The organism is Streptosporangium album, assembly GCF_014203795.1.
Lineage (GTDB): Bacteria > Actinomycetota > Actinomycetes > Streptosporangiales > Streptosporangiaceae > Streptosporangium > Streptosporangium album.
This window is the reverse complement of record NZ_JACHJU010000001.1, coordinates 3751950-3766064: the sequence shown is the minus strand read 5'-3', so window position 1 is coordinate 3766064 and position 14115 is coordinate 3751950. Positions and strand designations below refer to the sequence as shown.

General features: G+C 68.3%; 16 protein-coding genes and 1 tRNA gene. 7 read left to right on the top strand and 10 right to left on the bottom strand.

From position 1 onward, the window contains the following. The first annotated feature begins 61 nt into the window (after window positions 1-61). From FHR32_RS18105 to FHR32_RS18095, 3 genes are read left to right on the top strand one after another with little or no spacing between them, the layout of a single operon-like run. On the top strand, window positions 62-1435 hold the full coding sequence (locus FHR32_RS18105) for a replication initiator (protein ID WP_184755380.1): 1374 nt from the start codon (window positions 62-64) through the stop codon (window positions 1433-1435). Next, complete coding sequence (locus FHR32_RS18100) at window positions 1425-1607, top strand: helix-turn-helix domain-containing protein (RefSeq protein ID WP_184755379.1); 183 nt, start codon at window positions 1425-1427, stop codon at window positions 1605-1607. Before FHR32_RS18105 ends, FHR32_RS18100 begins: the two co-directional genes overlap by 11 nt. Beyond that, the gene (locus FHR32_RS18095) at window positions 1607-2842 is read left to right on the top strand and encodes a site-specific integrase (protein ID WP_221465453.1); all 1236 of its coding nucleotides are present in this window, start codon (window positions 1607-1609) and stop codon (window positions 2840-2842) included. Before FHR32_RS18100 ends, FHR32_RS18095 begins: the two co-directional genes overlap by 1 nt. Before the next feature lie 55 nt (window positions 2843-2897). On the opposite strand, the gene FHR32_RS18090 is transcribed toward FHR32_RS18095, so the two are convergent. Both FHR32_RS18090 and FHR32_RS18085 read right to left on the bottom strand, forming a co-directional pair. Continuing rightward, window positions 2898-3662 (bottom strand): Type 1 glutamine amidotransferase-like domain-containing protein, encoded by a 765-nt coding sequence (locus FHR32_RS18090; RefSeq protein ID WP_184755378.1) that lies wholly within the window; start codon window positions 3660-3662, stop codon window positions 2898-2900. 164 nt (window positions 3663-3826) lie between these two features. Next, window positions 3827-3899: transfer RNA gene (locus FHR32_RS18085), tRNA-Thr, on the bottom strand. A gap of 260 nt (window positions 3900-4159) precedes the next feature. Between FHR32_RS18085 and FHR32_RS18080 the strand changes: the two genes are divergently transcribed. Further along, entirely contained in the window at window positions 4160-4600 is a 441-nt protein-coding gene (locus tag FHR32_RS18080) for a MarR family winged helix-turn-helix transcriptional regulator (RefSeq protein WP_184755377.1), read from the top strand. Window positions 4601-4664: 64 nt separating this feature from the next. After that, entirely contained in the window at window positions 4665-5024 is a 360-nt protein-coding gene (locus tag FHR32_RS18075) for an ester cyclase (protein WP_184755376.1), read from the top strand. Between the two features lie 117 nt (window positions 5025-5141). On the opposite strand, the gene rlmB is transcribed toward FHR32_RS18075, so the two are convergent. Together rlmB and cysS are read right to left on the bottom strand one after the other, a co-directional pair. Continuing rightward, entirely contained in the window at window positions 5142-6113 is a 972-nt protein-coding gene (gene rlmB / locus FHR32_RS18070; protein ID WP_184755375.1) for a 23S rRNA (guanosine(2251)-2'-O)-methyltransferase RlmB, read from the bottom strand. Window positions 6114-6136: 23 nt separating this feature from the next. Next, the gene (gene cysS, locus FHR32_RS18065; RefSeq protein ID WP_184755374.1) at window positions 6137-7537 is read right to left on the bottom strand and encodes a cysteine--tRNA ligase; all 1401 of its coding nucleotides are present in this window, start codon (window positions 7535-7537) and stop codon (window positions 6137-6139) included. Between the two features lie 241 nt (window positions 7538-7778). Between cysS and FHR32_RS18060 the strand changes: the two genes are divergently transcribed. After that, window positions 7779-9209, top strand: a complete 1431-nt coding sequence (locus tag FHR32_RS18060; RefSeq protein ID WP_184755373.1) for a DUF2637 domain-containing protein — start codon at window positions 7779-7781, stop codon at window positions 9207-9209. 274 nt (window positions 9210-9483) lie between these two features. On the opposite strand, the gene FHR32_RS18055 is transcribed toward FHR32_RS18060, so the two are convergent. The 4 genes from FHR32_RS18055 to FHR32_RS18040 all read right to left on the bottom strand — a co-directional run bounded on the left by FHR32_RS18055 (window position 9484) and on the right by FHR32_RS18040 (window position 11256). Beyond that, window positions 9484-9750, bottom strand: coding sequence for a GlsB/YeaQ/YmgE family stress response membrane protein (locus FHR32_RS18055; protein ID WP_184755372.1), 267 nt, complete (start codon window positions 9748-9750; stop codon window positions 9484-9486). Window positions 9751-9843: 93 nt separating this feature from the next. Then, window positions 9844-10110: a GlsB/YeaQ/YmgE family stress response membrane protein gene (locus tag FHR32_RS18050; RefSeq protein ID WP_184755371.1), complete on the bottom strand. Its 267-nt coding sequence runs from the start codon at window positions 10108-10110 to the stop codon at window positions 9844-9846. A gap of 166 nt (window positions 10111-10276) precedes the next feature. Next, window positions 10277-10756, bottom strand: coding sequence for a 2-C-methyl-D-erythritol 2,4-cyclodiphosphate synthase (gene ispF, locus FHR32_RS18045; RefSeq protein ID WP_184755370.1), 480 nt, complete (start codon window positions 10754-10756; stop codon window positions 10277-10279). 17 nt (window positions 10757-10773) lie between these two features. Then, window positions 10774-11256 carry a CarD family transcriptional regulator gene (locus FHR32_RS18040; protein WP_012887713.1) on the bottom strand — a complete coding sequence of 161 codons (483 nt, stop codon included), beginning with the start codon at window positions 11254-11256 and terminating at the stop codon, window positions 10774-10776. 261 nt (window positions 11257-11517) lie between these two features. Here FHR32_RS18040 and FHR32_RS18035 point away from each other — a divergent pair, with 261 nt between their 5' ends. Beyond that, window positions 11518-12099 carry a copper chaperone PCu(A)C domain-containing protein gene (locus FHR32_RS18035; protein WP_184755369.1) on the top strand — a complete coding sequence of 194 codons (582 nt, stop codon included), beginning with the start codon at window positions 11518-11520 and terminating at the stop codon, window positions 12097-12099. Window positions 12100-12239: 140 nt separating this feature from the next. Here the strand turns inward: FHR32_RS18035 and FHR32_RS18030 are convergent, their stop codons facing one another. Both FHR32_RS18030 and FHR32_RS18025 read right to left on the bottom strand, forming a co-directional pair. Then, window positions 12240-12929, bottom strand: a complete 690-nt coding sequence (locus FHR32_RS18030) for a response regulator (protein ID WP_184755368.1) — start codon at window positions 12927-12929, stop codon at window positions 12240-12242. Beyond that, a complete protein-coding gene (locus tag FHR32_RS18025) occupies window positions 12926-14107 on the bottom strand; it encodes a sensor histidine kinase (protein WP_184756579.1) in 1182 nt (393 codons plus the stop codon). The genes FHR32_RS18030 and FHR32_RS18025 overlap by 4 nt, the downstream gene beginning before the upstream one ends. Between the last annotated feature and the right edge of the window lie 8 nt (window positions 14108-14115).

The window sequence follows — 14115 nt, the reverse complement described above, 5'->3', positions numbered from 1 at the left end:
TCCGCCACGTCGGGGGCCATCCCGCACCGAACCTCCAAAGCCCGGAAGGGACCCACCCATCATGCCAAGCACCTACGCCGTAGCCGGGCTCATCACCCGGCTCCACGACCCCCAATACGCCCGCTGGGCCTCCCAGATCCGCGCCACCGGCGGCTGCCGACAGCCCATCCACCTCCGCGGCCACGTCCACCACCTCGACCCCGCCACCGGCCAACGCCTCCACACTTACAGCACCGCAGGCGAACCGGACGGCATCCTGCGCGTCCCCTGCAAGACCCGCCGCGCCTCGCGCTGCCCGGCCTGCGCCGAGACTTACCGCTCCGACACCTACCAACTCATCCGCGCCGGCCTCGTCGGCGGCAAGGGCGTCCCGGACTCGGTCACTGCTCACCCGTGCCTGTTCGTCACCCTCACCGCCCCGTCCTTCGGAACCGTCCACACCCGCCGAGAGAAGAACGGCACCGTCCTGCCGTGCCACGCCCGACGGGATGCGGCCACTTGCCCGCACGGGCGGGTCATGTCCTGCACGGCCCGACACGGGGTCGATGAGGGAAGCCTCGGCGAACCGCTCTGCCCGGACTGCTATGACTACACGGGCTCGGTGCTCTTTAACGCGATGTCCCCAGAGCTGTGGCGGCGCTTCACCGAGGCCCTGCGCCGACGCGTCGCCAAGACTGCCGGGCTGACCCTGAAAGAGCTCCGCGAACAACTCACGATCTCCTTCGCCAAGGTCGCCGAATACCAGCGGCGCGGCGTCGTCCACTTCCACGCTGTGATCCGTCTGGACGGCCCGGACGGACCCGCCTCGCCTCCCCCGGCCTGGGCGACAGCTGACGCCTTGACGGACGCGGTACGGCATGCTGTCTCAGCCGTGGCGGTCACCGTCCCAGTCGCGGGCGACGAACCCGCGCGCCTCCTGCGCTGGGGCACTCAGCTCGACATCCGCGAGATCACCATGACCGGCGACCTCACTGAGCAGGCCGTAGCCGCCTACATCGCCAAATACGCCACCAAGGCCGCCGAATGCGTCGGCACCCTCGACCGGCGCATCAACCCTCTCGACGACCTGACTGCGCTCAACCTCCGCGATCACGCCCGGCGGCTCATCGCCGAATGCCTGCGACTCGGGGCGCTCGACGAGCTGGCCGACCTCCGCCTCATCCAATGGGCGCACATGCTGGGATTCCGCGGCCACTTCTCCACCAAGAGCCGCCGCTACTCCACCACCCTCGGCAAACTCCGCGCCGCCCGTGCTGAGCACATGCGCGGCGAAGCGATCACCACCGGCCGCCTGCCTCTCTTCGACGAGGACACCGTTCTCGTGATCTCTCACTGGGAGTACGCCGGACAGGGCTACTCAGCCGGTGACGCCCTTCTGGTAAGTGCCCTTACCGGAAACTGCCTCGTTGATCCGGGAGGCTGCCATGAGTCCTAAGTTGCTCACTGTCCCGCAGGCCATGGCCGCTCTTCAGGTCAGCCGGTGGACGCTCTACGCCCTTATCCGCTCCGGTGAACTCGACTCGGTCATGGTCAATGTCCGCTGCCGTCGCATCCCGGAATCCGCCCTGAACGACTACGTAATCAGACTTTGTGGAAAGGTCGCCTGATGGGTAAGCGCTCGAACGGTGAGGGCTCGGTCTTTCCCTACAAAGACGGCTGGGCCGGCTACGTATGGGTCGTCACCCCCGAGGGCAAGAAGACCCGGAAATGGGCCTACGGCAAGACCCGCGAGGAGACCCATGAGAAGTGGCTCAAGCTTCACGAACTGACAAGCAAAGGGCCGGTACCGACCAAACACCCGACGCTCGCCACGTACCTGGCGCAGTGGCTCGCCGAGGTGGTCGAGCCCAACCGGGAGCCGACGACCTACGTTGCCTATGAGCCGCTCATCCGGCTCTACATCATCCCCGGCCTGGGCAAGAAGCGGCTCGACAAGCTTACGGTCCGAGACGTTCAGACCTGGCTGAACACCTTGCCGACTCTGTGCACTTGCTGTGACCAGAAGAAAGACCACCAGCGGCCGGAAGCCAAGCGGCGGTGCTGCTCCAAGGGAGAGTGCTGCAAGGGCTACCCGTCCCGGAGCACGATCGCGAGTATCCGCCGTACGCTCCGCGCCGCGCTCAACCAGGCGATCAAGGAAGAGATGATCTCCAAGAACGTGGCGGCGTTGACCACCCTGCCCAGTGCGAGCAAGACGAAGAAGAAGCGGCAGTATCCGGTCTGGAGTGTCGACGAGGCCCGGCGATTCCTCGAACACCTGCGAGCGGTCGACGACCCCCTGTATGCGGCCTACGTGTTGATTCTCAGCCTCGGCCTACGCCGCGGCGAAGTGCTCGGCCTGACCTGGGACTGCGTCGACCTGGACGGCGAGGAGTTGCACATCTCCCACCAGCTCACCCGGGTGGGCGGGCAGCTTCTCCACCGCGACAGAACGAAGACGGACGACTCGACGGCATCCCTGCCGCTGCTCGGGCTCTGCGTGACCGCGCTCAACCATCGGCGGAACGCCCAGCGGGAAGCCTGGGGGGCCGCAGGCGAAAGGTGGCAGGACTCAGATCTCGTCTTCACCACGCGGAACGGCACCCCTATCGAACCGCGCAACCTGAACCGCGCGTTCGACGCGCACTGCCGTAAGGCCGGTGTCCCTCGCATCCGCGTTCACGACACTCGGCACACCTGCGCCTCGCTCCTGGCCGCCCTCGACGTTCACCCCCGGGTCGCGATGCGCATCCTCCGCCACTCTCAGATCTCCATGACCATGAACGTCTACACGCAGATCCCCTCACCGGAGACCCGTAAGGCGCTCGATCGGTTGAACAAAAGTCTGGACTGCGGAAGCTGATCATTGGCACCGCGTACACGAGACCATGAGGCCCTCCAAGCGATCTTGGAGGGCCTCAGTGCTTACCTAATATCGGTTCTGATTTCGACGGTAGCCAGTGCCGAGCAGGAAGAGCCTGCTGGCGGTACCCTCCCGTGCCATTGGACTCAACGAACCATGCGCTCCGGTCAGGGAGGACACCCAGGACCTCATGGAGTTGGTCACCTACGTAGTGGAGGGCGACACCGTCTTCTGTCGCGTAGCCCGCCGGAAGGTCTCCCACGCCGATGAGTTCGCGAAAGCGCTGGCGCCGGGGTTGGTCGCCCAGGTCATCGTGGACTCCGTTGCTGTACGGCAGGAAGCCCAACCCGTTATCGATGGCGTCGAGGGAGTCACCGAAGGAGTCGGTCACCCCGCCCAGATGCCAGCACAGGCTGCCCGCACTCTGCCCGGCCAGCACCACCCCCGCCTCCCAGCACTCTCGTAAAACGGCGTCTAGCCGGTGCGCGCGCCAGACCGCCAGCAGGTTCACCACACTGCCACCCGATACGAAGATCACATCCTGTGCCAGAAGATGAGCCCGGACGTCCGCGACATTCGGCCGGACGAACAACTCCAGGTGCGATGTCTCCCCAGCCCCGAAGAAGCTGGCCCGCTCATACCAGCGGTCGATGGAGGCGCGCGCGTCGCCCACCGCGGTGGCGATCAGACAGACCCGCGGCTTCTGTACATCGGCGAGCCGAAGCGCCTGCCAAATTTGGGCGCCCACTCGCTCCAGGGGAAAACCCTCGGGCGGATACAGCACCCCCGAACACGCCAAGATCTGTCGCTCTCTGACCATGCAGGCATCCTCTTACCCGGCGACGACCACTCGCAAGATCAGATTTCGCCGCCACGAAAACAGTCAGGGTCTCAGCGGATCGTTAGACCCCGTTGCTGTATTTCGTTGCTGTACGGAGATCAAAAAGGCCCCCCGCGATGATCGCAAGGGGCCTCTGAGCTGCGAGCCGACGAGGGGAATCGAACCCCTGACCTTCTGTTTACAAGACAGATGCTCTGCCGATTGAGCTACGTCGGCGTGGTCGTCTGATGAGTGTAGTCGGCTTACGCCCTAGACGTCACCGAGCGAGTACCTCATCGAGCAAGGTTCGCCATCCTTACTCATCCGCAGTTGCCGTGGACCGGCCGGCTCTCCGCTCCGGGTCGGCCGGACATCGCCCCATCCTCGATTCCTTGACACTCCATACTCTTGATAATATCAACAGTTAGCGGAAGTAAGAGTTAGCGGCGAGTCCCCCTCGCCGACGGGATGAGGCATCGACGGTGGGGAGATCGAGCATGGAGACCCCCGAGGACAGGTTCTTCGGTGAACTGGGCGGTGCCTACGCTGAGATACGCCAGGCGTTCGCGCGGCATGTGGGGATGAGCGCGCCCCGGCTCCGGGTGCTGATGCGGCTCTGGAGGGACGGAGAGACCAGTCACAGCGACCTGCGTCGGATCCTGTCCCTCGACGGTGCGAGCGTCACGCGCCTGATCAAGGAGTTCGAGGCCGAAGGGCTGGTCAGCCGCCGCATCGACCCGGCGGACAATCGCTACACGCTGGCCAACCTGACGCCTGCGGGCGCGCAGGCCGCCGCCGAACTCGCCCGATCTCATCAGGCCTACCAGGTACGGCTGCTCGACGGCGTGACCGCGGAAGAGCAGGAAACCGTCCTCCGCGCCCTGACACGCGTGTGCGCCAACGTGGACCGCATCGAGCGTGACCCGCAAGGTCGATAGCCCCGGCGGCGATCTTGCCTTCTGGGAATCCCGCAAGAACCTGAAACGGAGGCAGGACAGGTAGATGGCAGACGACGTGAGAGCTGTTGGGCGGCGCATGTACGAGGCGTTCAACGCCCGTGACATGGCCGCCACCGAGACGATCTTCTCTGTGGATTTCGTCAGCCACGCGCTGGGGACCACCGGCGCCGAGAGCGTCAGGAAGGCGTGGACGGGTCTCCATACGATGTTCCCCGACGTCCGGGTGGTCGTCGAGGACATGCTCGTCGAGGGCGACAGGGCCGCCGTCCGTACGGTCCTGCACGGGATCCCGGCAGATGCCGGGGAAAAGCGTCCCCCCACGATGCTGGAGATCTTCCGGGTGCGGGACGGACGCATCGCCGAACTGTGGGGCGTGTCCACACTGAAACGCCCCGGTCGCTGACTTCACGCCGGAGCTGGAACACCCCGGCCGTCGGTTCCGCACCGGGACGGATCGCCACTGACGTTCACACCGGCTCCCCGCCTCCACAGCCGGAGACGGGGATCCACAGAGCCCGCCTCAGCGCTTGCGGTGGCGGGAGACCTCGTAAAGGGCGATGCCGGCGGCGACGCCGGCGTTGAGGGACTCGGCCGCTGCGTTCATGGGGATGCGGACGACCAGGTCGCAGGCTTCGCGGACCAGGCGGGACAGGCCCTTGCCCTCGGAGCCCACGACGACGACCAGCGGGCCGTCGAGGAGATTGGCGTCGCCGATCTCGACCGTGCCCTCGCCGTCGAGACCGATCACGAACAGACCGGCCTCGCGGTAGTCACGCAGGGCCGCGGTCAGGTTGGCGGCACGAGCGACCGTCATGGTGGCCAGCGTGCCCGCGGAGGTCTTCCAGGCGCCGCCCGTCACCCCGGCCGAACGGCGTGAGGGGATGAGCAGCCCGTGCGCGCCGAAGGCGGTGGCGGAGCGGGCGATGGCGCCGAGGTTACGCGGGTCGGTGACGCTGTCGAGGGCCACGATCAGCGGCACCTCGGCGGCGTCCTGGGCGATGGTGACCAGGTCCTCGGGGTGAGCGTATTCGTACGCCGGGATCTGCAGGGCCATGCCCTGGTGGATCGCCCCTTCGGTGAGGCGGTCGAGCTTCTCCCTGCCGACCTCCAGCATCGCGATGCCACGGTCGGCGGCGATCCGGACGGACTCCTTGACCCTGTCGTCGTTGTCGATGCGCATGGCGACGTAGAGGGTGCTGGCGGGCACACCGGCCCGCAGCGCCTCCACGACGGGGTTACGGCCGCCGATGTATTCGGGTGCGTCCTCGCCCCGCCTGGCGCGGACCGGGGTGCGCGGCGAGGAGGACCGGCCGCCGGTCCTGTCCTCGCGCTCGATCCGCTCCGTGCGTGCCTTGTCCTTGTGCCAGTGCCGCATGTGCGCCGGCGGGGTCGCCCCCTTGCCCTCCAGACCACGGCGGACGTTGCCGCCGGTGCCCTTGGTCGGACTCTTCTTCTTCGCGGGTCGCCCGGACCCTCTACCCCCACCAGCCATGCTGTCTAGGGTACGGCCTGCTTTTACCGCGACAGTTCCCAACGAGGACCTTGGGGGGTGTCCTCCACAAGGATCCCGGCTCCGGCGAGCTGGTCACGGATGCCGTCGGCCGCCGCGAAGTCCTTGCGGGCACGGGCCGCCTGACGCTGTTCCAGAGCCACGCTGACCAGCGCGTCGACGGTCGAGCGCAGGCCTCCCGCGTCGCCGCCGGAGGAGCGCCACTGCTCCGAACGCGGGTCCAGCCCGAGCACGTCGAGCATGTTCTGCGTTTCGGCCAGCAACCTGGCGACCTGCTCCTTGTTGCCGTCCGCCAGGGCGACGTTGCCCTCGCGGACCACCTCGTGCACCACGGCGAGCGCCTGCGGGGTGCCCAGGTCGTCGTCGAGCGCGTCCACGAACGCCTGGGGCAGCGGCGCGTGCGCGTCCACGTCGTGGATGACCTCGGCCGCCCGGATGACGAAGCCCTCGATGCGCTGGTAGGCCGAGGCGGCCTCGAACAGCGCCTCCTCGGAGTATTCGATCGCCGAGCGGTAGTGCGGGGCCGCGAGGTAGTAGCGGAGCTCGACGGGGCGGACCTTCTTGGTCACCTCGGGGATCAGCAGGGAGTTGCCGAGCGACTTGCTCATCTTCTCCGCGCCGATCTTGAGCATGCCGTTGTGCATCCAGTAGCGCGCGAAGCCGTCACCGGCGGCCTGCGACTGGGTCAGCTCGTTCTCGTGGTGCGGGAAGATCAGGTCGACGCCGCCGCCGTGGATGTCGAAGGTCGGCCCGAGATACTTGGTCGCCATGGCCGAGCACTCCAGGTGCCAGCCGGGACGGCCACGCCCCCAGGGAGTGGGCCAGGTGGGCTCGCCGGGCTTCTCGCCCTTCCACAGGGCGAAGTCGCGCGGGTCCCGCTTGCAGGAATCGGTGTCGGTGTCTCCGGCGGCCCGCATGTTCTCGGGTCTCTGGTTGGACAGCGAGCCGTACCGGTCGGCGTAGGACATGACGTCGAAGTAGACGTCACCGTCGGCGGCGTAGGCGTGGCCGGCCTCGATCAACCGCTCCATCAGCTCGATCATCTCGGGCACGTGACCGGTGGCCCTCGGCTCCACGGTCGGCGGGAGGCAGCCGAGCACCTCGTAGGCCCAGGTGAAGGCGCGCTGGTTACGCTCGGCGACGACGAACCACGGCACACCCTCGACTGCCGCAACTCGGATGATCTTGTCGTCGATGTCGGTAACGTTCCGGCAGAAGGTCACCCGGTAACCCGAGCGGGTCATCCAGCGGCGCAGCACGTCGAAATTGACGCCCGAGCGGATATGCCCGATATGCGGGGGAGCCTGCACGGTGGCGCCACACAGGTAGATCGACGCCCGGCCGGGTTCGACCGGAACGAATTCACGGACCGTACGTACGCTGGTGTCGTATAGGTGCAGGCTCACGTAGGAAAGGCTAACGCCTTACCCCACCTCACAAGCCGGGTTGCCAGACGTTGAAGTTGCCCAGGGATGTCTTTTGTAGTCATTAACGGCGAATGCCGCTAGTGATCATCCGTGGGTGGGGCGTGTCGCGACGCCCTTCCAGGGATCAACCGCGCAGGTAGAACCGCCCCGGGGTGATGCGCACGATCGGACGCGCCTCCCTCGATCATGTCAGGTGCCGATTCTGTAGGCTCAGGACGCCATGGACGCCAAATCCCCCGCGGCGGCAGACCTGGTCTCCCGCCCGTCCTCGCCCCTGCCCCCGCCCGCCAAGCCGGACCGGCTCGCCCGCACCCTGCGCGGTGCCGGGATCGCCGTCGCCGGAGTCTGCGTGGCCGCGCTCACCGCCGCCGCGTGCGTGCTGTCCTTCGAAGACCTGCGCGTCTTCGCCCTCGCCGGTGAGGCCGGCCAGAGACTCGCCTACCTCTACCCGGCGGCCTTCGACGCGCTGCTCGCCGTCGCGATGATCGGCGTCCTGCTGCTGCGGGGCGGGCGGTGGCCGGTCCGCCTGCAGGCGGGAGTGGTCCTGACGCTGCTGTTCGTCGTCGCGGCCGCCGCCGAGGTGACCACCGCCACCCGGACCACGGTGGACGTACGGCAGGCGGCCGTCGTGGTGGCCGTGGCCCCGTGGGCGATGCTGGCCATGGCCCTGTGGCTCTGGCTCCTGCTGATCAAACATGCCGCCGCCCGGCGGACCGCCGCAGACGCGGCGACGGCGGGCCATGGCCGCGACATCGTGCCGTTCTCGGACGCCGATGTGCCGACCGCGGAGTATCCGGCCCATCGGGACCAAGCCGCGACTCCGGCGACAGACCCCGCCCACCGCGGCCGGCCCGCGACTCCGGCGGCACAGCCGGCCCCGGCCGTCCAGCCCGCGACTCCGGCGGCAGAGTCTGTCCAGCCCGTCCCGCTCTCTCACGCCGAGGTCGTGCTCGACCCGCAGGCCGCCCCTCCACTGGAGTCGGCGCCGCACCACGACCTGCCGTCCGGCAACCCGGTGGTCGGCCCTACGGCCGCTCCGGAGACGCCCGAGATCGAGGAGCTTCCCAAGCGCCCCGCGTCCTCAGAGCGCCCCGCGACCACCGAGCACCTCGCCGCCCCCGGAGCCGCCCCCGGAGCCGCTCCCGAATCCGCTCCCCAACCCCCTCCGCTCCCGGAGAAGCCTGTGCGCTGGGGGGATCTGGTCCGGCCCCGTCAGGGTGATCTGCTCGTCCATCCACCCCGCGCCGCCGTACAGGAGGGGACAGCGCAGGAGGAACGGCCCGAGGGCCGGGTCAGCGAGCGGGTGGAGACCTGGGACGCGGGCACGGAGGCCTCACAGAAGCGCTCGGAGCCCTCGCGGAAGCAGGGGGACGGGGATCGGAGCCGGAGGGGCGAGGTCGGCGATCGCGACGTCGACACCCAGCCGATCCCGACGATGTCGGAGCAGACGCCGGAGGGGGCGTCTCCGGACCCGGCACACGGTGCCGAGGCCGCCGATCGCGAGGAGAGCCTCGCACAGGCGACCGCCGGTTCGGAGCCCCAGGTCGAGTCGGCCGGGGAGACGGACGGCGAGTCCGAGCCGGGCGGCGAGGACACGACGCCCCCGCCCTCGACGCGTGTGCGCAGCACGCCCACCCCGCCGGAGGAGTGAGCCGCCGCGCGACCGTCCGTCCAGGGCCCGCCCGCTCTCGGCCTGTTTCCAGGCCCCGCCCCCTCGGTCTGAGAGGCTCGGGACCGCGGGATCCGGACAGTCACTCCCCGGTCTGAAGGCCGGGGTGGCGGGGCCCGGAGGTCAGACCGGGGGCGGGAGGAGCCGGAGCGGCCAGGCGTGTCACAGCCGCCGTTCTCCGTCCGACAACGGACCGGCCCTCGGTGAAGTCGCCGGGGTGGTTCACCCTGCTGTCTAGCCGCTGTCTAGCCGCTGTCTAGCCCCTGGACCGCTTGAGACCGGCGACGAGGCCGACGCCGACCATGGCCAGGACGACCTGCATGACGAGCTCGATCCAGTCGATGCCGTTGGTGGTGGCGACGCCGAGAACCTGGGCGATCGCGGTACCGATGAGGGCGGCGACGATGCCGACCAGGATGGTCAGGATCCATCCGATCGGTTGCCTACCGGGAAGCAGGAGACGGCCGAGGACGCCGATGACGGCGCCGATGACGATGGCCCCCAGAATGGATGCGATGGTCATATCATCAACCTCCCAGTGAGGTGACCTTCACTCTCACAGGAAGATGGATACCCACCAGGTAAAGAATATCCCTGGAAACGGTAAATTTCCCGGTCAGCGCGCCTTGTTCGCGCGCATTTGGACCACGACCAGCACTGCGGCCACCGCCAGCACCAGTTGCAGGAGGTGTTCCCACCAGTCGATTCCGGGCGTGTTGGCGAAACCGAGGAGACCCGCGATGAGCGTGCCGACGAGTGCGGCGACGATGCCCACGCTGAGGGTCATGCCTATCGAGAGCTTCTGCCGCCCAGGAATGAGAAGCCGTGCCAATGCTCCGACGATGGCTCCGATGACGATCGCGGAAACAATCGAGCCGATCATGCCCTGCTCCCCCCGGTGACGAGACATGGTCAACAGGGAGCTACCCAGGACATTCACAGATCATTCAAAAAAGGAGGTGGCCCGTACCGCGCCAGTGACGGGCCACCGCCTCGAATGTGTCGACGGGCATTTCACCTCGCCCGTCGGAGCGCTTGCGCGTTCCGTATCAGGAGACGCGTGAACCCGGGTTCCGGTTCACCACGATCGCGGTCGCCATGGCCGCCACGCCCTCGCCACGCCCGGTGAGTCCCAGGCCGTCGGTCGTGGTGGCGCTGACGCTCACGGGCGCCCCTACGGCGTCGCTGAGGGCCTTCTCGGCCTCCGCACGGCGGGGAGCCAGCTTCGGCCGGTTCCCGATGACCTGGATGGCCACGTTGCCGATCTCGAAGCCGGCGGCGCGCACCTTACGGGCGGCCTCCTCCAGCAGGGAGGCGCCGGAGGCGCCTGCCCAGCGGGGGTCGGAGGTGCCGAACAGGCCGCCGAGGTCGCCGAGACCCGCCGCGGACAGCAGCGCGTCACAGGCGGCGTGGGCGGCGGCGTCGCCGTCGGAGTGCCCGTCGAGGCCGGTCTCACCCGGCCAGTGCAGGCCGGCGAGGTGCAGCTCGCGCCCGGATGCGAACGGGTGGACGTCGACTCCGACGCCCACCCGCGGAAATGTCGTGTTCAGGAGTTGAGAACCTCGTCGAGCAGGGCCTCGGCCTTGTCCTCGTTGGTCTTCTCGGCGAGCGCGAGCTCGCTGACCAGGATCTGCCGGGCCTTGGCCAGCATTCGCTTCTCTCCTGCGGAGAGTCCGCGCTCCTTGTCTCGTCGCCACAGGTCGCGGACGACCTCGGCCACCTTGTTGACGTCACCGGACGCCAGCTTCTCCAGGTTGGCCTTGTAGCGGCGGGACCAGTTCGTGGGCTCTTCGGTGTGAGGCATGCGAAGCACGTCGAAAACGCGCTCAAGGCCCTCTTGACCGACGACATCGCGAACACCCACGAGTTCTGCGTTGTCAGCCGGCACCTGGACGGTAAGGTCGCCCTTGTCGACCTTGAGAACCAGGTAGGTCCTTTCCTCACCTTTGATGGTTCGGGTCGTGATTGCCTCGATCCGAGCAGCCCCGTGGTGGGGGTAGACGACAGTGTCGCCGACCTGGAAAGTCATGTGACAAGTACCCCTTCCGCTGTACTCAAGAGTACCACGTATCCACAGCCTCCCGGAACAGTGAAATCACCATAACTGCAGGTCAAAGCGGCATTTAAGGGCTTGACAAGAGCCGGACTCTATGAATCAAGGGGGAGAAAAGGGTTCATGACCTGCGTTACCCGCTCCCCGATGATCAGGCGGGCCGCCGGAAAACCCGGCAAAGCTCACGGATAGGGTTGGCTCTGCCCTACCTCTTGTGTGACAAGGAGAATGCACGCCGTGACCCGCAACCGCCGTCACTGGGCGATCGCCGCCGCCGCGTTCCTCGCAGCCGCCCCGGTCCTGGCCGGCTGTGGCGCCGGATCCGACGCGAACACCAACAAGCCCTACGCGCCCACCGAGGCCCTCGTCGCCAAGGTCAAGGGGATCGACGTCTCCCAGGGGTTCTTCCTGGGCCCGGACTCCGGCGCGGCCCTGCCCGCCGGCGGATCGACGCCGCTCTACCTGTCGATGGTGAACACCAACCAGGGGGCCGACCGGCTCCTCGGGGTCGGCGTCGACCCGGCCGTCGGCACCGCCAAGGTCACCGCCCCGGTCGACCTCCCCGCCGGGCAGCGGGTGAACGTCGGCAAGCCCACGACCACGATCCTTATCGAAGGGCTCAAGAAGCCCCTCAGCGGCGGCGAGAGCATCCCGGTGCAGCTGCAGTTCGCCAACGCGGGCGTCATCCCGCTCACGGTCCCGGTCATCACCCGCAGCCGTGAGTTCACCCAGCTCCCGCAGGCTCCGGGTGCCACCGCGGCCCCGACGCCGACGGCGACGCCGTCCTCCACCGCGGAGCACGCCGAGGGTGACCACTAGAACCTCTGGGAACGCGCCCAGGAGGGGGTGTACGGCCCGCGGGCCGTACACCCCCTCCGCACCTCCAGGAAAGCCTCCTGGAAAGCCCTTCACGCCCCGGAACGCCTCCGGGACGGCGCCCGGAAAGCCTCCGGGATCCCTCAGCCCTCGGCGGGGTCGAACTTGTATCCCAGCCCTCGGACGGTGAGGATGCAGCGTGGGTTGGAGGGGTCGGACTCCACCTTGGCGCGCAGCCGCTTGACGTGCACGTCCAGGGTTTTGGTGTCGCCCACGTAGTCGGCGCCCCAGACGCGGTCGATGAGCTGTCCGCGGGTGAGCACCCGGCCGGCGTTGCGCAGCAGCACCTCCAGCAGCTCGAACTCCTTCAGGGGGAGCTGCACCTGAGCGCCGCGGACCGCGACGATGTGGCGGTCCACGTCCATCCGGACCGGCCCGGCGCTCAGCACGGCCGTCTCCACCTCCTCCACGTCGCCCTGGCGGCGCAGCACCGCGCGGATGCGTGCCACCAGCTCCCGCGACGAGAACGGCTTGGTCACGTAGTCGTCCGCGCCGAGCTCGAGTCCGACGACCTTGTCGATCTCGCTGTCCTTGGCGGTGAGCATGATCACGGGAACGCTGGAACGCTGGCGGAGAGAGCGGCAGACCTCGGTGCCGGGCAGGCCCGGCAGCATCAGGTCGAGCAGCACCAGGTCGGCGCCATTGCGGTCGAACGTCTCCAGCGCCTCGGGGCCGGTGGCCGCGACCGCGACCTCGAAGCCCTCCTTGCGCAGCATGTAGGACAGGGCGTCGGAGAACGACTCCTCGTCCTCGACGACAAGCACGCGAGTCACTGCGCGGCCTCCATGGGGATGGTGGTGGTACCGGGTACGGCTACCGCCATGCCGCCGAAGGCGGGCAGGCGGAGGGTGAAGGTGGAGCCGGAGCCCTCCTTGCTCCACACGGTGACCGCGCCGTTGTGGGCGGCGGCGACGTGCTTGACGATGGCCAGGCCGAGGCCCGTGCCACCGGTCGCGCGCGAGCGGGCGGCGTCGACGCGGAAGAACCGCTCGAAGATCCGTTCCTGGGCGCTCTCGGGGATGCCGATGCCCTGGTCGCTCACGCTGATCTCGACGGACTCGGTGTGCGGGCCCGCCGGTCGCGCGCTGACCACGACTCTGGTGTGCTCGGGACTGTAGGCCACCGCGTTGTCGATGAGGTTGCGGAGCGCGGTGACGAGGAGCTCGTCGTCGCCCCAGATCTGCAGGCCCTCCGCGCCGCCGGCGACGAGCGCGATGTCCTTGGCCGCCGCCGTGGTGTTGCAGCGGTCGATGGCCTCGTGCACGGCCTCGTCTATCGGGACCGGGCCGGGAGTGGGGATGGGCTCGGCTCCCTGGATCCGGGAGAGCGTGATGAGGTCCTGAACCAGATAGGTGAGGCGGGCGGCCTCGTGCTGCATGCGCCCGGCGAAGCGGGTGACCGCCTCGGGGTCGTCGGCCGCGTCCTGGATGGTCTCCGCCAGCAGCGACAGCGCGCCCACCGGCGTCTTGAGCTCGTGGCTCACGTTGGCGACGAAGTCACGGCGGACCGCCTCGACGCGCCGGTGCTCGGTCTGGTCCTCGGCGAGCACGAGCACCTGGCCGTAGGAGCCCAGAGGGGCGACCCTGACCGCGAAGTTGGTCGAGTCCTGGCCGAACTTGAATCCGGCCACCTCGATCTCGCTCTCGCGGATCTCGCCGTCCCTGCGCACCTGCCTGGCCAGCGCGAGCAGCTCGGCTGCCATCAGGTGATCCCCCTTGACCAGGCCGAACGCCCGCGCGGCCGAACTGGCCCGCAGCACCCGGTCCTCCTTGTCCAGCACGACCGCCGATGACGGCAGTACGGCCAGCACGGAGGCGACCCCCTGGGGCAACGCGCCGGGTTCGACGTCGTCCACCGGCGTCGTCATCCTCTGCTGGCCCGTGTTATGGCGGACGACCATCACGGCCAGCGCTCCCACGACGAAACCGGCCAGCGCGGCCAGACTCGCCATCAGCTCAC